The sequence below is a fragment of the Pseudomonas lyxosi genome, from assembly GCF_047758685.1.
GTDB classification, from domain to species: domain Bacteria; phylum Pseudomonadota; class Gammaproteobacteria; order Pseudomonadales; family Pseudomonadaceae; genus Aquipseudomonas; species Aquipseudomonas lyxosi.
This window is the reverse complement of record NZ_CP180481.1, coordinates 1,618,300-1,636,566: the sequence shown is the minus strand read 5'-3', so window position 1 is coordinate 1,636,566 and position 18,267 is coordinate 1,618,300. Positions and strand designations below refer to the sequence as shown.

14 protein-coding genes are annotated in these 18,267 nt (G+C 60.9%); 1 reads left to right on the top strand and 13 read right to left on the bottom strand.

Annotation, left to right across the window (positions count from 1 at the left end; translation table 11 throughout):
- Nucleotides 1-10: 10 nt before the first annotated feature.
- The 3 genes from ACMXYI_RS07700 to ACMXYI_RS07690 are packed head-to-tail and all read right to left on the bottom strand — an operon-like array spanning nucleotide 11 to nucleotide 4,197.
- Nucleotides 11-2,107 (bottom strand): biotin/lipoyl-binding protein, encoded by a 2,097-nt coding sequence (locus ACMXYI_RS07700; RefSeq protein WP_415772587.1) that lies wholly within the window; start codon nucleotides 2,105-2,107, stop codon nucleotides 11-13.
- Nucleotides 2,108-3,427 (bottom strand): efflux RND transporter periplasmic adaptor subunit, encoded by a 1,320-nt coding sequence (locus ACMXYI_RS07695; protein ID WP_415772585.1) that lies wholly within the window; start codon nucleotides 3,425-3,427, stop codon nucleotides 2,108-2,110.
- On the bottom strand, nucleotides 3,424-4,197 hold the full coding sequence (locus tag ACMXYI_RS07690) for an efflux RND transporter periplasmic adaptor subunit (RefSeq protein WP_415772583.1): 774 nt from the start codon (nucleotides 4,195-4,197) through the stop codon (nucleotides 3,424-3,426). The genes ACMXYI_RS07695 and ACMXYI_RS07690 overlap by 4 nt, the downstream gene beginning before the upstream one ends.
- A gap of 494 nt (nucleotides 4,198-4,691) precedes the next feature.
- Here ACMXYI_RS07690 and ACMXYI_RS07685 point away from each other — a divergent pair, with 494 nt between their 5' ends.
- A complete protein-coding gene (locus ACMXYI_RS07685) occupies nucleotides 4,692-5,381 on the top strand; it encodes an NYN domain-containing protein (protein WP_415772581.1) in 690 nt (229 codons plus the stop codon).
- Here ACMXYI_RS07685 and ACMXYI_RS07680 read toward each other — a convergent pair.
- The 10 genes from ACMXYI_RS07680 to ACMXYI_RS07635 all read right to left on the bottom strand — a co-directional run bounded on the left by ACMXYI_RS07680 (nucleotide 5,362) and on the right by ACMXYI_RS07635 (nucleotide 18,267).
- A complete protein-coding gene (locus tag ACMXYI_RS07680) occupies nucleotides 5,362-6,918 on the bottom strand; it encodes an efflux transporter outer membrane subunit (protein WP_415772579.1) in 1,557 nt (518 codons plus the stop codon). The two genes, ACMXYI_RS07685 and ACMXYI_RS07680, sit on opposite strands and share 20 nt — an antisense overlap.
- Entirely contained in the window at nucleotides 6,915-7,979 is a 1,065-nt protein-coding gene (locus ACMXYI_RS07675) for an HlyD family secretion protein (RefSeq protein ID WP_415772578.1), read from the bottom strand. The genes ACMXYI_RS07680 and ACMXYI_RS07675 overlap by 4 nt, the downstream gene beginning before the upstream one ends.
- A gap of 26 nt (nucleotides 7,980-8,005) precedes the next feature.
- The gene (locus tag ACMXYI_RS07670) at nucleotides 8,006-9,541 is read right to left on the bottom strand and encodes an MFS transporter (protein WP_415772576.1); all 1,536 of its coding nucleotides are present in this window, start codon (nucleotides 9,539-9,541) and stop codon (nucleotides 8,006-8,008) included.
- A 227-nt stretch (nucleotides 9,542-9,768) separates the two neighbouring features.
- Nucleotides 9,769-10,695, bottom strand: a complete 927-nt coding sequence (locus tag ACMXYI_RS07665) for a LysR family transcriptional regulator (protein WP_415772574.1) — start codon at nucleotides 10,693-10,695, stop codon at nucleotides 9,769-9,771.
- Between the two features lie 61 nt (nucleotides 10,696-10,756).
- Complete coding sequence (locus tag ACMXYI_RS07660) at nucleotides 10,757-11,623, bottom strand: ABC transporter permease (protein WP_033058673.1); 867 nt, start codon at nucleotides 11,621-11,623, stop codon at nucleotides 10,757-10,759.
- Between the two features lie 20 nt (nucleotides 11,624-11,643).
- On the bottom strand, nucleotides 11,644-12,504 hold the full coding sequence (locus ACMXYI_RS07655; protein ID WP_415772572.1) for an ABC transporter ATP-binding protein: 861 nt from the start codon (nucleotides 12,502-12,504) through the stop codon (nucleotides 11,644-11,646).
- A 5-nt stretch (nucleotides 12,505-12,509) separates the two neighbouring features.
- Nucleotides 12,510-13,535, bottom strand: coding sequence for an ABC transporter substrate-binding protein (locus ACMXYI_RS07650; protein ID WP_046047244.1), 1,026 nt, complete (start codon nucleotides 13,533-13,535; stop codon nucleotides 12,510-12,512).
- Nucleotides 13,536-13,553: 18 nt separating this feature from the next.
- Complete coding sequence (locus ACMXYI_RS07645; RefSeq protein WP_415772570.1) at nucleotides 13,554-14,450, bottom strand: TauD/TfdA dioxygenase family protein; 897 nt, start codon at nucleotides 14,448-14,450, stop codon at nucleotides 13,554-13,556.
- Between the two features lie 303 nt (nucleotides 14,451-14,753).
- Nucleotides 14,754-16,121, bottom strand: coding sequence for an HlyD family type I secretion periplasmic adaptor subunit (locus tag ACMXYI_RS07640; RefSeq protein ID WP_415772568.1), 1,368 nt, complete (start codon nucleotides 16,119-16,121; stop codon nucleotides 14,754-14,756).
- Nucleotides 16,111-18,267 carry a type I secretion system permease/ATPase gene (locus ACMXYI_RS07635; RefSeq protein ID WP_415772566.1) on the bottom strand — a complete coding sequence of 719 codons (2,157 nt, stop codon included), beginning with the start codon at nucleotides 18,265-18,267 and terminating at the stop codon, nucleotides 16,111-16,113. Before ACMXYI_RS07635 ends, ACMXYI_RS07640 begins: the two co-directional genes overlap by 11 nt.

Below are 18,267 nucleotides of genomic sequence, written 5' to 3'. Positions count from 1 at the left end.
GCTACGCTCCTTAAAAACCGCTTTCCCTTACGCCCAGCGCTGCCAACCGCCGCCAGGCGACACCCAGCAACGACTCGCCGCGCCCCTGCAACACCACAATGCCGCGCAAGGGTTGCACCGGCGTCGGTACCTCCTCGAGGACGCTCAACCGCGCTCCATATTGAGCCTGTACCGGCTCCGCTCTTTGATGCTGATCCCGGCGCACGGCAATGGGCCCATGGTGATCAGAGGTCAACGCTTCCTGATCGACAAATTCCGCGCCGTTGGTGTCGATTTCGCTCAGTTGCACGGCGATCGCCGGGTGCATCGGATCGTCGGCGATGAAGCGTCCGCTGGCACCCGTGGCAACACGCCAGAGTTCAACCTCGGCCAGATAACCGCGCACCCGCGCGCCGTCTTCGACCACCCGCGCCAGCGTATCTTTGCTCGACAACCAGCGACCGACCGCCAACTGCGGCAACAGATCGCGCACCTTACCGGCGTGGGGCGCCCGCAGCAGCAAGCGCTCACGCTGGGCGACCAGGCCTCGGTATTCCGCCACCGCTTCGGCCAGTCGCTGTTCGACGATACCGGCATCTGCGGCGGTTTCACTGCGACTGGCCTGGCGGCGCATCTGCAACTGCTGGATCTGGATTTCGCGACGGACGATGGCCTGACGCGAATCCAGGTCCGGGGATTCCAGCTCAATCAAAACCTGGCCTTGGGCAACCGCTTCACCATCGTGAACATTCACCGTTTTGACCCGCGCCGCGACTGGTGCGTGCAAGGCACTGGCACGGCCAGCCTCCAGCATGGTCGGCAACTCCACGGCGCTGCGCCACGGCACGACCAGCATCAGCAACAGCCCAAACAAGGCCAGGCCACTGAGCAGCACCCGAGGCGCATGCGCCTGTTCGCGGCGAGTCCACCATTGCCGCCACTCACTCATGATCGGCAGGAAGATGAACCACGCCAGCTCCACCAGCATCAGGAAAATCCCCAACACCTTGAAGAACAGGTGGTAGACCGCCAGCGCAATCCCGAAAAACAACGCCGCACGCCACAGCCACGAGCCGTAACCCCAGATCAGCAAACGCCGTTGCATCTTCGGCGACCATGGCTCCGGCGCCGGCGCACCGTAACCGAATAAAAACTCACGCAAGCGCCAGCGACAAAGGGCAAACGCACGCCCTTGAAGGTTGTCGACTTGCCAATAGTCGCTGAGCAAAAAATAACCATCAAAGCGCATGAACGGGTTGAGGTTGATCACCAGCGTGGTCATCCAGGTGGCGCTGGCGAGCAGGAAGGCCGCCGCGCGTCCGGGACCGTCTGGCAACAGCGACCAGGCGAGCAGCGCGATGCTCGCCAAAAGCAATTCCGCCAGCACGCCGCCGGCGCCAATCAGCAACCGCGCGCGGCGATCATTGACCCGCCAGGCGTCGCTGACATCGGTGTAAAACATCGGCAGCAACACCATGAACGCCACGCCCATGCTCTGCACCCGACAACCGGCGCGCTTGGCCATGAAGGCGTGACCGAACTCGTGGCAGAGCTTGGCGAAGAACAGCGCCACGCCAAACGCCAGCGCGCCGCCGAGGCTGAACAAATGCGGGAAGGTCGCGATGAAGCGTTGCCAGTCCCGGGACACCAGAAACACGCCGAGCCCCAGGGTTGCCGGCAATCCGTAGCGCAACGCGCGCGGGCCGAAGCGCTCCAGCCATGGCCAGGCGCGATTGAGAAAAGCGTCCGGACGCCACAGCGGAATGCGGAAAAACAGGTATTGGTGCAGCAAGATCTGCCATATCGATTGCCGTTGAGCGGCCGCTTTGAGGCTGTAACTGGCGCGCTGTTGCGGATCAAGGGCGGTGATCAGGTCGTGGCTGCGCAAAAATCCCAGCAATTGCTCAAGCTCCGCGCCATCCAGTGGCAAACCTGGCTCGCGGTTGGCTGCACGCAGCACCTGTTCAGGATCACCCAAGGACCAGTGACGCAGCAGGCGCATCGCCGCCACGCCGAGTTTGAAATAGCGACCGCGCACCGGATCGGCCAGGGTCCAGCGCGGCGAGCCATCAAGCGCCGGTGATGCAGGCGTCAGCTGCAAATCTGCCCGCAGGTTCGGCAGGCTCATCTAAAGCCCCACGCTCTGGCGCAAACCGGCCAGGGGTTTGCGTAACAGGTACAGCGCCAGCGGCGCACGGTCACCGAAGACTTTCGCCGTCCCCCGCAACCCGATACGCGGTGGCGCTTGCTGGAAACTGGCGTCGAGCCGATACGCCAGCTGTCCGCCAGCCGTGGGTTGTGCTTCGTAAGCCGCGCGTTCGAGCCGGGCCAGATGCCGTTGCAATGGATCGCTGTCGAGAAACAGCGCGACCTGCGCGCCCGGCTCCAGCGCAATCGCATCGCCCACCGCCAGTTCGATGCGCAACTCAGCCTGGGTCGGGTCGGCGATTTCCATCAGCCGCTCGCCGGTCTGCACCGGTTTACCGGTCCAGCGCTCCGCGTCGGCGAACACCGCAATACCGTCCCGCTCGGCGCGCACTTCACTGCGCTTGAGCAGTTCGCGGGCGTAATCCCGTTCAGCACGTTTTTGCTCGACTCGCGCGGCGAGCAGATCGATTTTCGAGCTCGATTCGGCGTCGGCGAACGAGCGTTGGGAGTTGGCCTTCAACTCAGCTTCAGCAACGCCCAAGGCGCGCTCGGCCACGTCGGCCTGGGCCTTGAGCGTGGTGCTTTCAAAGCGCAACAACAGGTCGCCGGCTTTCACCGTCTGATTGGGTTTGACCAGGAACTCGGCAATCACCCCGTCCAGCGGCGCCGCAACGACTCGGCCGCCCAGCGGAACAACCTCGGCCGGAGCCAGCACCGATTGACGCACCGGAATGAGCAGCCCGAGCAACACCACCGCGACCAACACCAGCTGACGTTTTCGCGTCCAGCGCAGTCGCCACGGTTTGCGCGGCTGCAGCGCCAACCAGGCATGGCTGTAGGTGTCACCCAATTGCGACAGCAACACTTGCTCGGAAGGATTCCACGGCAGATCCCGCGCCAGCCACAGACCGCCAAACACTTCACCTTGGTGATCGATCAGTGGCAGCCAGAACACCTGAGCAGCGGAAAGACTTTGCCAGTCCACCTGAATCGATTCGCCGAGAACATTCGCCGGGATCACCCGCGCCTGTTTCAGCACCTCGAGCTTGAACAACTGCGCCACGGCCTCCTCGACAAACGCCACAAACGGCGCATTCGGCTCCACCGCACTGACGCCCGTCACGGCCTGCACTTTGCCGGCAATCAACAGCGCCGCGTGGCGAAAACCGAACAGCGCCTGACCGTCATTGACCAGGCTGTAGGCCAATTGCGCAGGCGTGCGAGCGGCGCGGGTCTGGCGTTCGAGATCCAGAAACCTTGCGAACACCTGTTCGGCGCCACCCGCAACGGGCGCGTTCATTTAAGCTCCGCGAAACGTGCGGTGCCACTCATGCCGGCCAGCAAACCATTGGCGTTGGGAAGCGTCGCCACCAGCAGCAAGGTCTGACTGCCTTCGTCAATCCGTGCGCCGAGGCGTTTGACCGTGGCATCCAGTGGCTGACCGGTTTCATCGGGAACAAAACTGAAGGTCTGGCCAGGCTTGAGCCGGGCCATCCAGCGTGACGGCACCAGCAGATGAATTTCCAGGGTGCGGTTGTCGACCACGTCCAGTAACGGCGTGCCGGCGGCGACGCTTTCATAACGTTTGACCTTTCGCTCGACGACCTGGCCATCGAACGGCGCCAGCACGCTGCAGCGTTTGACCTGAACCTGATAGACCTGGGATTGCGCCTGAGTTTCGCTGACCTTGGCCTCGGCCCGCGCCACTTCAAAACGCCCGACCGAATTCAACGCCGCCAGCTGCTTGTTGTGGGACAGCTCTTCACCGGCACCACGGCTGGCAGCCTGGGCCGCATTGAGCTGGGCCTGATAAGCCGAACAGTCAAAACGCGCCAGGGTGTCGCCCTTCTTGAACGACTCGCCCTCACTGAACGGCAACTCGACAATACGCCCGGACAACTCACTGGCGAGCACCGCCTGATCCCGGGCACGCAACACACCACGGGCCTCACTGCTAGCATTTGCACTGCCGCTGCTGTCCAGCAGCGGATCATCTGGCGCAGGCGTTTGCGCCTGTACAACGCATGTTACAAAGGTCAATCCAATAACCCACACACGAACAAGTCGCATAACCGTATCTCCCTGACGGATGAGCGGAGTCTATGACAGCGTGGGTGGGCGTCAAGCGGATGGGCGTCATTGGGTAGAAATGTGCTGTTTCAAAATAGACAAATTTCTCAGCACAGACCTGGGCTTTCCTTCAGTACCTCTCTGAAATAAATCCCACATCAAATTGGGAACATACATTCAATCGATACGGAGAGCAGCGGTGGACACTTCAAACTTTTATCGAAATGCAGCACCTCGACACTCTTCCTGTAGCAATCACTAATAGATCAGGCCAACAACGCCTTGACCATCACCTAGGCCGGTGATCAAAACTGACTCGCCGGCGCTGGAGTGCATGCCGTCGTGTAGCTCCTGGTCAATCGGTGGTTGACGTGCGTGGCGAGCACGACTTAGGATTGCTCCAACTCAACCCCGTACGCAGAGATTCAGTTCTCTGGCAGTTGGGGTGAAGAAACCGGCCTAGGCCGGTTTTTTCGTTTTTGAGGATTAAGTTAGTGCGCACCGCTTTTTTTGTTGATGGCTACAATCTGTTTTACGGGTTGCTCGCGGGCACTCCCTATAAGTGGCTCAACCTCAAAGGCCTGCTGGCCCATGTCGCACATATCGAAAACCCGCAAAGCTCAATCATCTCCGTTGATTACTTCACTTCTTCCGTCAAACCGATACTCGCCACTCGGGGCAGAATCTCGAAAGAGGCTCAAGACTCCTATGTGCGAGCACTGAAAGCGACCAAAGTAGCAGTGCACTATGGCCGGCACTCGCTCGAACCGGCGAAAGCTCCGCGCTTCATAGACAGGAAAACAGGTGCTTCACGTCAAGACAAGGTCGACATTTGGAAGCTTGAAGAAAAAGAAACGGATGTTCACATCGCGATCAGCATGTACCGCACTGCTACCAAGCAAGCCGCTCTTGAAGTGCATGACCGTATTGAACAACTCGTACTGGTTTCCAGCGACACAGACATGACTCCAGCCCTTAAAGCTATTCGCGAAGATTTTCCTGACATAACTATCGGGGTCATTCTTCCTCATCGAGCTGAATTGAACAGTCCTTCACCAGGTTCGCTAAAGGAACATTCCCATTGGATGCGTCGAGTCATCTCTGCAGAAGAGTTGCAGTCACACCAGTTCCCGGAACGCGTGCCTACCCGTAAGACGCCGGCCATCAAACCGGATTATTGGTAACGACATTTGCCACCGGATACACCGACTCCCATCCCCCACCCAACGCTTTGTACAACCCGACCATCGCCAGCGACACCCCGGTCGAGCTCTCCACAAACTGCTCCTGAGTCGCCAACAGCGCGCCCTGCACCGTCAGCACGTTGACGAAATCCACCACCCCTTCCACGTATTGCTGTTGCGCAGTCCGCAGGGCGATTTGGTTCTGGCGCACGGCTTCGGCGAGGCTGTCGCGACGCAGTTGGCTGGCGTTGTAGGCCGTCAGTTGATCGTCGATTTCATGCCAGGCGCGCAGCACGGTTTGCTGGTAGGCGATGGCGGCTTCCTGTTGTTGGGCTTCGCGCAAGTGCAGCACGCCGCGCAGGCGACCGCCGTCAAACAGCGGCAGGCTGAATTGCGGGCCGATACCGAAGGAGCGCGAGCCCCAAGAGCCGAAATCGCTGAGCTGCATGGCTTGCCATCCGATATTGCCCGACAGGGTGATCCGCGGATAGAAATCGCCCTTGGCCACACCGATGCTCGCGGTCGCGGCATGCAGGCGGGCTTCGGCCTGGCGGATGTCCGGACGGCGTTCGGCCAGTTGCGACGGCAGGCCGATAGCAACCTGACGCGGGGTTTGCGGCACCGGGGCGTCTGTGGATAACTCGGCAGACAGCGCTTGCGGCGGCTCGCCCATCAACAGACTCAAGGCGTTGATCAGTTGCGACTGGCGCTGCTCCAGCGCGGGAAGACGCGATTCGATAGCCGCTACCTGGGCGGCGGCTTCGGCGACATCCAGGTCGGTGGCGACACCGTCGGCCAGGCGCAGCTGCGAGAGTTTCAGGCTGTGGCGGGCGACGTCGAGGTTCTCCTCGGTGACGGCTCGCGTACTTTGCACACCGCGCAGCTGAATGTAATCCTGAGCGGTTTCGGCGAGCACTGACAGCAGCACGCCGCGTCGGTCGTTTTCCGCGACTTCCAGGGTGGCATCGGCGGCTTCGGTTTCGCGACGCACACGGCCCCAGAAATCCAGTTCCCAGGACGCGGAGAAGCCTGCGTCCCACAGGTTGTAAGCCGAGTCACCGTTGTGTCCCGACGGATCGTTCAAGCCTTCGCCGCTGTTGCGTTTACGCCCGTAGCTGCCAGTGGCGGCGGTATTCGGGTAACGGTCGGCAGTGATCACCTGACGCACAGCGCGGCTTTGTTGCAAGCGGCTGCTGGCGAGTTTCAGGTCGAGGTTATCGGTCAAGGCACGTTGAGTCAGGGCCGAGAGTTTCGGGTCGTGGAACACCTCCCACCAGCGTTCGTCCATGGTTTCTGCGATGGCTTGGCTGGCGGCGGACCTGGATGGTTTCGACCACTCGGCGATTTGCGGTGCCTGAGGCTTTTGAAAGTCCGGACCGACAGTGCAGGCTGAGAGGCTCATGATCAGCAAGGCGCAAAAGCTGAGTTGAGGCTGACGGCCTCTTCGCGAGCAAGCTCGCTCCCACATTGAAATGCGGTCCCTTGTGGGAGCGAGCTTGCTCGCGATGACGTCAGCCCCGGCAACGAAAGTCTTCATCGTTGAGCAACCTCATGCTCGCTGGCACTGGCAGTATCAATACTCGCCTCAACCGACATCCCCACGCGCAATCGCTCCGCCAATGGCTGACCTGGATCGAGGACGATTTTCACCGGAATCCGCTGCACCACCTTGGTGAAGTTACCGGTGGCGTTGTCCGGTTTGACCGAGGCGAACGTCACACCCGTGGCCGGTGCGATGCTCTCGACGCGACCGTTCAAGGCCTGGCCGCCGAGGCTGTCCACACGCACTTGCACGTCCTGCCCCGGTTGCACGTCGGTCAGTTGGGTCTCCTGAAAATTGGCGACCACATAGGCCTGCGCAAGCGGCACCACCGCGAGGATTTTGCTCCCCGGCGTGACATAGGCGCCGACCCGAACGGCGCGCTCGCCGACCATGCCGTCCTGAGGTGCAACGATGCGTGTGTAGGACAGCTCGTAGCTGGCCATTTCCAGCGCCGCTTGCGCCCGTTTCAATCCTCCTTCCGCCGCGTCACGCTGGGCGGTGAGGATTTCCACCTGCTTGCGCTCCGCCGCCAGCACCGCCGTCACGTTAGCCAGCCGCGCGGTGGCCTGATCGATGCGAGTCCGCGCTTGTTGGGCGTTCTGCACCGTGCCAGCGCCCACTCCGGCGAGATGGTTGTAGCGATTCAATTCATGCTCGGCGAAGGCCATTTCAGCCTTGGCCGACACGACTGTGGCCTGGGCCTGAGCGATCACCGAAGCCTGACGCTCAAGGGTCGCACGGGCATTTTGCAGTTGCGCCCTCGCCACCAGCGTTTCGGCGTCTGCCGCTTGAGCGGCGGCACGCAAATCCCGGTCATCAATCAGCGCCAGCAATTGCCCGGCCTTGACCTGCTGGTTGTCCTCCACCAGCACTTCCTTGATGAACCCGGCCACGCGCGGCACCACCAGCGTAAAGTCCGCCGAGACAAAGGCATCATTGGTGTTTTGTTGCGTGCGCTTGCCGAAGAGGCCGGGCGCCAGCAAATAAACCAGCACACCGAGCGCCACCACCGCGGCGACGCCGACGGCCACTTTTTGCTTTGATTGAGTCGTCATAAAAACCTTCTGTTTCAGTGAAGCATTCAAGTCGGCGCGCGCGGCGGATAGATCCGCGTCGGCAGCCAGAAATTCAGCAGGATCAGCGCCAGTGCGACGCCGGCCATGCACAGATAAAGATCCGATGCCGTCAGCACCACGGCCTGCTCATGCAGCCGGTGGGCAAGGCCCGCGCTGTCGCTGTCGACCAGGGGTGAGTTACCAAGGTTGTCCACCAGCATCACCGAGTGGAAATGCAGCCTTGAGGTGGTCAACGCCTCCAGTACGCCGGTGGCGATCACCGCCGCCAGGCCTTTTACGGTGTTGAACCAGGCCGAAGCGAAGGGCCCTTCCATCGGGCTGATGCTGCCGGTCGAGAGCATCAACAGCGGAAGCACCGCCATTGGCTGACCGAAGATTTGCAGCAGTTGCAGCCCATAGAAGTCGTCGCGAATCCACACCGACGTCAGCTGCGACCCACCGATGCAGGACAGCGTCAGCATGCTCAGGCCGATCCCCAGCACCCAGCGGCAATCGACCCAGCGCAGGTTGCACAACGCCGCCACCAACGGCAGCGCGATCAACTGCGGCAACGCTGCCAGCAACATGATCGGCGCGGTCTGAACCGGGCGATAACCCTGGACCTGAGCCAGGTAGCTGGACGGAATGATGATCACCGCCAGCAACACCACCAGCACCCCGGCCAGGGTCAGCAAGGCGAACGACAGGTTGCGGATGCCGAGCATCTGCATCTTGAAAAACGGCGTCGGCTGCGACCATTCGTTGATCAGGAACAGCACCAGCAACAACAACCCGCCCCCAAGCAATCCACAGATCAGGCTCGACTCAAACCAGTCCAGCCGATTGCCCTGCAAAATGCCGATCACCAGCATGCAGATCGCCGGAAATCCCAGCAGCAAACCGCGCCAGTTGAATTGTTTGAAGCGTTCCAGGCGCAACGGGTCCTGAGGCAAACCATAAGCCACCGCCGCCATAGCGATGAGACACGGTGCGATGATTTGCCAGAAGGTCCACTGCCATCCGACGTGTTCGGTCCACAACCCGGCCAGCGGAGTGCCGAGCCCCGGGCCGAACGTCGCGGTCAGGGCATAACCGGCCAGACCATAAAGCTTCACGTTGGCCGGCAAAAAACGCAGCGCGACGGTCATCAGCATCGGCGGTAACGCGCCGCCGGCCAGGCCTTGCAAGGTGCGCATGACCAGCAGGCTTTCATAGTTTGGAGCGAACGGGCACAACACGCCCAACAGGGTGAATGCGCTAATGGCGCAGAGGGTGAAACGTCGCAGTGAGAACGTCACCGAGCACCACGGCGCAAAAGCCATGGCCGCCACCGAGGTTGCGGTGTAACTGGCGACCAGCCAGGTGCCTTCGTCGTAGCCGATGGCCAATGCGCCGCGGATGTCGGCGAGGGCGACCTTGGTCACCATCTCGTTCAGGCCCGACACCAGCACCGCCAACAACACGCCCACCAGGCCGATGATGATTCGCGGACCAAAGACCGGTGGCGTGACGGCAGCCGGGCTGGCCGCGGCGAGAGGTGCCGTGACCGTGAGGGAAGTCATGACTGCAAGCTCCGGGGTTTGAATACCGAAGCATTTTAAGAAGCGCGGGACCTTACGAAAATTGACTTATCGGAAGCTTATAAGTGCGTCTGATGCAGCAATTCGATCGTTCCTCACGCTTTGCGTGGGAATGCAGCCCGGGACGCTCCGCGTCCCTTTCGCGAGCTGGAACGCGGAGCGTCCCTAGAGGCATTCCCACGCGGAGCGTGGGAACGATCAGTGAGTGATCAACTTGAGGTCGGCTGTGCGGCCAGCCACGTATCGTCGCAGCAGGTTTTGAGGGTCTCGCGCAGCCAGCGGTGCGCTGGGTCTTTGTCGAAACGTGGGTGCCAGGACTGGGTCAGCATAATGGTCGGCAGCGGGATCGGCAGCGTGAAGGAACGCAGCTTCAGGCCCAGGCGCTGGACACTCAGCAGTGCTTCCTTGGGCACCGGCAAAATCAAATCGGAATCAGGCAAGGCAAACATCGCCGCATGGAAACTCGGCGCAATCACCGCCACCCGCCGCTCCAGCCCCAAGGCGTTGAGCGCGTTATCGATCGGGCCACGGGCGATGCCGCGACGGGACATGCTGATATGGGAGAACCCGGCGAACCGTTCGGGCGTGATCTCTTCGTCGAACAGCGGATGGTCTTCGCGAACCAGGCCGACGAAATGAGTAGAGAACAGGTTCTGAATCTTCACTTCCGGAGTCAACGGCCGGGTATTGCTGATGCTCAGGTCGATCCGCCCTTCGCGTAGCGCCTCATCATCGCCATCGCCTTCCGGCACAAAACGCAGTTCGCAGTGCGGCGCCTGACGATCCAGGGTGTCGAACAGTTTCCCGCCGTAAACGCCAACGAAAAAGTCATTGGCGCGAATGCTGAACCGACGGCGCAACGTGCCCAGCTCCACCGCATCGGCCGAGCGAAACAACAGCGCGGCCTGCTCCACCACGTCACGCACCTGCTCGCGTAACGCCAGCGCCTTGGGCGTCGGCACCAAACCACGACCGGCGCGCACCAGGATCGGATCGCCGATGGCCTCGCGAATGCGCGTCAGCGTCCGACTCATCGCCGCCGGGCTGAGATTCATCCGCCGCGCGGCGCCCACCACACTGCCCTCGTCGAGCAAGGCGTCGAGGGCGACCAACAAGTTCATATCCGGGAGTTGCATGCTGAGCACTCATGTCTGATCTTGAATGATTCAGACGCAATGCTAGCAGATCAAAGATCGATCAACGCTGCATCCCCCAACGCTTCACCGTAACCCGCTCCAGCGTGCTGAACACCAGGTTTTCCACCAGCAAGCCGATCAGGATCACGACTGCCAACCCGGCAAACACCTTGTCGGTGTACAGCTCATTGCGGTTCTGGAAGATGTACCACCCCAAACCGCCCTTGCCACTGGTGGCGCCGAACACCAATTCGGCAGCGATCAGTGTGCGCCAGGCAAAGGCCCAGCCGATTTTCAGCCCGGCGAGAATCGATGGCAGTGCTGCCGGGATCAGAATGAACAGCACGAAGCGCATGCCTTTGAGGCCGTAATTGCGCCCGGCCATGCGCAGTGTTTCCGAGACACCGAGGAACCCGGCATAAGTGTTCAACGCCAGCGCCCAGAGCACCGAATGCACCAACACGAAAATCAGACTGTTCTGCCCCAGGCCAAACCACAGCAGCGCCAACGGCAACAGCGCAATCGCCGGCAGCGGGTTGAACATCGAGGTCAACGTACTCAATAGATCGCGACCGAACTGCGTCGAGACCGCCAGGGTGGTCAGGGCAAACGCCAGCACGATGCCGATCAGGTAACCCTTGAGCAACACCACCAGGGAAATCCACACCTTGCCCAGCAACTCGCCACTGAGCAAACCGTCGTACAGCGCGCTCCCGGTTTGCAGAAAACTCGGCAGCAGCAGGTCGTTGTTCTGTACGCGGGCAACCACCTCCCACAGGACCGCGAGCAAAATCAGGATCAGACTTTTACGTAACCAGCCTTGTTGCCACAGGCGCTGACCGAGCGGTAATTCACGTTCCAGCGGCACGCTCGTCAGCGGCTGCAACACCGTTTCAAATTCTTCACGCGGGGATGATAAAAGGCTCATCGGGCACTCCTCTCAATGGCTCAATAAGCGATGCGGATGTCGGAGAAGTCCAGCTCACGCTCGGTTTCCGGGGATTGACCTTCATCGAACAACAACCGATGAATGCGCCGCGCCGACTCCTGAAAGGCCACGCCGCCGAGGCTGTGCAAGTCGTATTGATGACTGTGGACTTCCGCCCGCACCCGCCCCGGATGCGGCGACAGCAGCAGGATTCGATTGCCCACCACCAACGCTTCTTCAATGGAGTGCGTGACGAACAGCAGCGTGAAGCGCACCTCTTCCCAGAGCAGCAGCAATTCTTCCTGCATCTTGCGGCGAGTCAGTGCGTCGAGGGCTGCGAAGGGTTCGTCCATCAAGAGGATTTTCGGCTGCATGGCCAGTGCACGAGCAATCGCCACACGCGCTTTCATGCCGCCGGACAAGGTATGCGGGTAGGCATCGGCAAACGCCGCCAAACCGACCTTGTCCAGGTAGTGCAGTGCTCGTTCCTCGGCCTCTTTGCGCTTGAGGGTTTTCGAGGCAAGCAGCGGAAACATCACGTTCTGTTTGACGGTTTTCCACGGCGGCAGTTGATCGAATTCCTGGAACACCACGATCCGGTCCGGCCCCGGGGCATGAACGGTTTGCCCCTGAAGACGAATCTCGCCTTCACACGGCTGGATGAACCCGGCGACCGCCTTGAGCAACGTTGATTTGCCGCAACCGGACGGACCGAGCAGCACAAAGCGGTCCGCCGGATCGATTTCAAAACTGACCTGATGCGTCGCACGAACCACCCGCTGAGGCGTGCGGTATTCCAGGCTGACGTTGTCGACCGACAGCAGCGCTTGGGCTACCACGATCGGTTTGCTGACCGTGTGGCCTTGCAAAGGGGCGTTCATCTCGGTCAGCTCCCTTGCAGCGGTTTGGCGTCCTGGAAGAAGTAGTCCTTCCACGAATCCGGTTTGTTTTTGATCGCGCCGACGCGGTAGAGGAATTCGGCCAGCGGGTAAGTGTTTTTCGGCGTGACGCTGAATTCGAACTGCGGGTTATCGATGATTTTCAGCAGCGCAGCGCGGTCGATTTTTGCCTTGGTGACGCGGATGTAAGTGTCAGCCGCCGCGCCTTTATCGTTCTGGGCAAACTCGGCTGCCTCAGTCAGCGCCTGGACGAACGCCTTGTAAGTTTTAGGGTTCTCGTCGCGGAATTTTTCGGTGGCGAACAGCACCGTCGGCGAGTTCGGGCCGAGCACGTCATTGGAATTCAGCACAACGTGGACGTTAGGGTTGGCCAGCTCCTGGTCCTGGAACGGCGGGTTGGAAAAGTGCCCGGTCAACTCGGTGCCGCCGGCAATCAGCGCCGCCGTGGCGTCGGGGTGCGGAACGGCGATGGTGTACTTGTCGAGGCGATTGAACTCCTTGTCGCCCCACTGCTTCGCGGCCGCGTATTGCAGGATGCGCGACTGCACCGACACCCCGACCGCCGGCACCGCGATGCGGTCCTTCTCAGTGAAGTCGGCGATGGTTTTGACCTTGGGATTATTGCTCACCAGGTAGTACGGGAAGTTGCCGAGGGAGGCGACGGCTTTGACGTTCTGCTTGCCGTGAGTGCGGTCCCAGATGGTCAGCAGCGGACCGACGCCCGCACCGGCAATGTCGATGGAACCGGAGAGCAACGCATCGTTGACCGCCGCACCACCGGAGAGCTGAGTCCAGTCGACCTTGATGTCGATGCCTTCCTGCTTGCCGTATTTCTCGATCAGGTTTTGATCGCGCACCACATTGAGCAATAGATAAACAATGCCGAACTGCTCGGCGATGCGAATTTCACCTTCGGCGTGGGCCACGGTCGGCGCCACCAGGCTGCCGGCGATCAGGCTGAAACCCAGGCCAATGGCCGCGGCCAGCGGTGCAAATGGAAGACGTTTGGACATGAGAGTTTCTCCGACAAATCAGAAAGGCGCGTCGCCCTGGATGGTGGTGCGATACAACTTGCGGCGCAGGTAGCTTGGGCATCCGGCGGCGAGATGAATCAGCGAACGGTTGTCCCAGAACACCAGGTCGTGGCTCTGCCATTGATGGCGGTAGATGTTTTGCGGCAGCACGCTATGGGCGTAGAGCTCATCGAGCAGTTGCTTGCTTTCGTCTTCCGGCAAACCAACGATGCGGGTGGTGAAACCCTCACTGACGAACAATGCCTTGCGGCCGTTTTCCGGGTGAGTGCGGACGATTGGATGAACCACTTCGGCGACCTGAGCGAGTTGCTCGGGCGTCAACGTCGGGCGCCAGTTGCCTTCGAATTTGGTCTCGCTGTAACGCGCGGTGTAGGAGTGCGCGGCCGAGCGGCCTTCGACGGCTTTTCGCAGCGCTTCGGGCAGGTTGTCCCAGGCTTTGTGCATGTCGGCGAACAGCGTGTCGCCGCCCTCGGACGGCAGCTCCTGGGCGTGCAGCATCGAGCCCAGGCTTGGCAGTTCTTTATAGGAAAGATCGGAATGCCAAAACTTGCCAGCGTCACCGAGGCCGATGGATTGGCGGTTTTCGATGATGTTGGAAACGATGAGAATTTCCGGATGCCCGGCCAGCAGGAATTGCTTGAGCACGTGGATCTGCAACACGCCGAAACGGCGGCTGAAGGCGATGTGCTGCTCGGGGGTAATACGCTGGTCGCGGAACACCACGACGTGATGATCCAGGTGCGCGCGGTGGATACGGGCGAAGTCCTGATCATTGATCGGGCGGGACAGGTCGAGGCCGATGATTTCGGCACCGACAGCGCCACTGAACGGGCGGATGTCGAAGGTTTGCGACGCGATGTTCGCGGCGCTTGGGGAAGCCGTTGCTGCAGACATAAATCACTCCCACGCACGGCACGCTCAAGGGCGCGCGCGTCGATCAAGAAACTCACGGAGGTCCCGTGTTGGTTCGTGTCGTGCGGCGCGCCGATTGGTCGGCAGGCACGCAGGAGAATGACTTTATAGATATAAGAACTGAAATTTAAATACCGTTAGCGAATAACGATATGGCTTTTGAGGTGGACGCCTTTGAGGCCGCCATCGCGAGCAAGCTCGGCTCCTACAGGGATGTAGTCGGCCACACGATCTCCTGTAGGAGCCGAGCTTGCTCGCGATGAGGCCCTCAGCCCAGGCAGAGACCTAACGCTCGTGCAACGCCTCGGCACGCGCGCGAATAATCGGCTTGAGCAGGTAGCTGAGAACGGTCTTCTTGCCCGTAATGATATCCACCGAAGCCACCATCCCCGGGATGATCAGCAATGGCTTTTCATCTGTCCCCAAGTGGCTGCGGTCAGTGCGCAGCTTGATGATGTAGTAAGTGGTTTTCTTGTCTTCGTCGGTGATGGTGTCAGCACCGATCTGTTCAAGCTTGGCCTTCAGCCCACCATAAATGGTGTAGTCGTACGCCGTGAACTTCACCGTCGCTTCCTGCCCCGGATGCAGGAACGCAATGTCTTGCGGGCGAACTTTCGCCTCAACCAGCAAGGTGTCGTCCAGCGGCACGATTTCCACCAGGTCGCTGCCCGGCTGGATCACGCCGCCAATGGTGTTCACCAGCAACTTGTTGACGATGCCGCGCACCGGCGATGTCACCAGCGTCCGGCTGACCCGGTCTTCCAGCGCCTTGCCGGTGGCCTGCGCCTTGTTCAGGTCAGTGCGCGCCTCATTGAGTTGAGTCAGTGCTTCGCTGCGGAATTTGCCGCGAGTCTCGTCGATCTTGCGCTGCACTTCCTTGATCGCCGATTGGGCGCGAGGAATGGCCAGGGTGGTCGCGTCCAGTTGCCCGCGGGTTTCAACCTCGGCGCGCTTGAGTCGCAGCACTTCAACCGGCGATACCGCGCCCTGGGCCACCAACGGCTCGGACATGTTGATTTCCTGGCGTTGCAACGCGAGACCGTTGCGGTACTGCGACTGCTTGGAGGTGAACTCGCGCAGCTCTTGCTGACGCTGGATCAACTGCTCCTCCAAGCCGCCAATTTCATCGTGCAACTGCTGACGGCGGCTGATGTACAGAGACTCTTCGCTGGCCGCCTGACCGGGTACGGCCTTCAGCACATCAGCGGGGAAGTTCAGCGGACGGTCATCGACTTCCGCGCTCAAGCGTTCGACTCGCAGCAGCATCGATAGCCGATCGGCTTCGGTTTCGCCGACGTTGGACGCAAACCGCGTGTCGTCCAGGCGAATCAGCGGCGCGCCAGCTTCGACGATCTGCCCCTCGGTCACGAACAACTCGGAGACGATACCGCCCTCAAGGTTCTGGATTTTCTGGATCTTGGACGAGGGAATCGCCTTGCCGTCGCCCTTTGTGACTTCGTCGATCACGGCGAAGTTGGCCCAGAGCATCAGGAACACGAAGAAGCCGATGATCGCCCAGATGGTCAGCCGCACCACGCGTGGGGCGTCCTCGATCAGCGCTTTGTTGACCTCGGGAAGTGGCTGGCCATGCAGCGAATCGGAGCCTTTGAAATAACGGCCGATCGAATTCTTGAAACCCGACTTAAGCAACACTGATCTGCCCCTTCTTCAACGCTTCCATCACCGCGGCTTTCGGGCCGTCGGCGAGAATCTGCCCGCGGTCGATGACGATCAGACGATCCACCAGCGACAACAACGAAGCCCGGTGCGTCACCAGCACCACGGTTTTGTTTTCAACCACCGCCGCGAGGCGTTGCTTGAGGCGTTCTTCACCGGTGTTGTCCATGGCGCTGGTCGGTTCGTCGAGCAGCAGGATCGGCGGATTGAGCAGCAACGCACGGGCCAGGGCGACGTTCTGGCGCTGACCGCCAGACAGGTTCTGTCCACGCTCGCCAACTTGCAGCTCATAACCTTGCGGATGAAGACGCGCGAATTCGTGGACGCCGGCCAGTTCGGCAGCTTGCAGCACCATTTCGTCTTCTACGTAGCGCGCGCCCGACACCAGGTTGTCGCGCAGGGTCCCGGCGAGCAATTGGATGTCCTGAGCCACGTAGCCAATGTTGTGGCGCAATTCGCTGACGTCGATCTGACGGATATCGACGCCATCCACCAGCAGGGCGCCGTCGTCCGGCTGGTAGAGGCCTACGAGCAGTTTGGCCAGGGAGCTTTTCCCCGAGCCGCTGCGCCCGATGATGCCGATCTTCTCGCCAGGCTTGATGATCAGGTTGATGTTCTTCAGCGCCGCGTTCTGTTGGTTCGGGTAGGTGAAGTTCATCTGCCGGCATTCGATGGCGCCTTGCAGCACCTTGCGGCTCAGTGGGCGTTCCTCGAAGTTGCGCTCTTGCGGCAGCTCCATCATCTGATCGACCGAGGTCATGGTCACCCGCGCTTGCTGGTAACGCGTCAGCAGGCCGGACAGCGAAGCCAGCGGGCTGAGCGCGCGGCCGCTGAGCATGTAGCAGGCGATCAAACCGCCCATGCTCAGGTGACCGTCGATGATCTGGTACACGCCGAAGACGATCATGATCACCCCGGCCAATTGCTGGATCAGCAAGGTGATGTTCATCGCCAGACCGGAGAGCATTTTCACTCGCAGCTCGAGGCGGCTGAGGGTGCCGATGGTCTGCTCCCACTGATATTGGCGCTCGCTTTCGGCGTTGTTGACCTTCACTGCATCGAGGCCGGCGAGGGTTTCGATCAGGCTCGACTGACGCTCGGCACCCAGCGCCATGGTTCGTTCCATGGTCGCCACCAGTGGCTTCTGCAGCGCATAGCCGATCAGCAGGGCAATCGGGAACGCCAGCACCGGAATCCACACCAGATGCCCGCCGAGAATCGCGATGACCATGAAGATCAGCAGCGTAAACGGCAGGTCAATCAAACTGGTGAGGGTCAGCGAGGCAAGGAAGTCCCGCAGGCTCTGAAACTCATGGATGTTCTGGGCGAAGCTGCCAACCCGTGCCGGGCGGTACTTCATGGCCATGCCGACGATGCGCTCGAACAAGGTGGCCGAGATGATCAGGTCGGTTTTCTTCCCGGCCAGGTCCAGACAGAGGCTGCGCAGGCTCTTGAGGATCAGGTCGAACAGGTACGCCCCGGTGATGCCGATGGCCAATACCCACAAGGTCGATTCAGCCTGGTTCGGCACGACGCGGTCGTAGACGTTCATCACGAACAGCGGCGCGGCCATGGCAATGATGTTGATCAGGAAACTGGCGGCGATGGCGTCGGCGTACAGCCAGCGCGAACGCTTGAGGGTGTCGCGGAACCACGAGCGCGCGCGCGGGATCAGCGTGCCGTGATTGACGTCGAATTTGTGCTGGGGTTGAGCGAAGAACACTTTGCCGATGTAGTCATCGGCCAGCAATTCGCGGCTGACAACACTTTCGCCGCCATCGCTTTCACTGATCAGCAGCCGTGCCTGGTCTTCACCGAGCCAGCCGAGCAGAACGGCACTGCGACCATCCTTGAGCAGCAACAGCGCCGGCATGGCAATCGCCGGGATCTGCTCCAGTTTGCGTACCAGCACCCGCCCTTGCAGGCCGGCGCGAGCGGCCGCGCGGGGCAGCAATTCAACGCTCAGGCGCTGCTTGGGCAACGGCAGGCCGGTGGTCAACATCGCGGCGCTGGCCGGTTTCTGATGCAGGGTGCAAAGAGCCAGCAAGCCGTCCAGTAGCGGATCGTCGTGCAGCGCGCGTGGATCATGAATGAGTTGAACTCGACTGACTTCTGATTCCAC

What these genes read in the sequence shown, in the direction of transcription:
- ACMXYI_RS07645 (WP_415772570.1), bottom strand. Translation starts at nt 14,450, where the DNA reads ATGTCTGCAGCAACGGCTTCCCCAAGCGCCGCGAACATCGCGTCGCAA.
- ACMXYI_RS07690 (WP_415772583.1), bottom strand. Translation starts at nt 4,197, where the DNA reads ATGCGACTTGTTCGTGTGTGGGTTATTGGATTGACCTTTGTAACATGC.
- ACMXYI_RS07695 (WP_415772585.1), bottom strand. Translation starts at nt 3,427, where the DNA reads ATGAACGCGCCCGTTGCGGGTGGCGCCGAACAGGTGTTCGCAAGGTTT.
- ACMXYI_RS07650 (WP_046047244.1), bottom strand. Translation starts at nt 13,535, where the DNA reads ATGTCCAAACGTCTTCCATTTGCACCGCTGGCCGCGGCCATTGGCCTG.
- ACMXYI_RS07665 (WP_415772574.1), bottom strand. Translation starts at nt 10,695, where the DNA reads ATGCAACTCCCGGATATGAACTTGTTGGTCGCCCTCGACGCCTTGCTC.
- ACMXYI_RS07680 (WP_415772579.1), bottom strand. Translation starts at nt 6,918, where the DNA reads ATGAAGACTTTCGTTGCCGGGGCTGACGTCATCGCGAGCAAGCTCGCT.
- ACMXYI_RS07655 (WP_415772572.1), bottom strand. Translation starts at nt 12,504, where the DNA reads ATGAACGCCCCTTTGCAAGGCCACACGGTCAGCAAACCGATCGTGGTA.
- ACMXYI_RS07700 (WP_415772587.1), bottom strand. Translation starts at nt 2,107, where the DNA reads ATGAGCCTGCCGAACCTGCGGGCAGATTTGCAGCTGACGCCTGCATCA.
- ACMXYI_RS07660 (WP_033058673.1), bottom strand. Translation starts at nt 11,623, where the DNA reads ATGAGCCTTTTATCATCCCCGCGTGAAGAATTTGAAACGGTGTTGCAG.
- ACMXYI_RS07675 (WP_415772578.1), bottom strand. Translation starts at nt 7,979, where the DNA reads ATGACGACTCAATCAAAGCAAAAAGTGGCCGTCGGCGTCGCCGCGGTG.
- ACMXYI_RS07670 (WP_415772576.1), bottom strand. Translation starts at nt 9,541, where the DNA reads ATGACTTCCCTCACGGTCACGGCACCTCTCGCCGCGGCCAGCCCGGCT.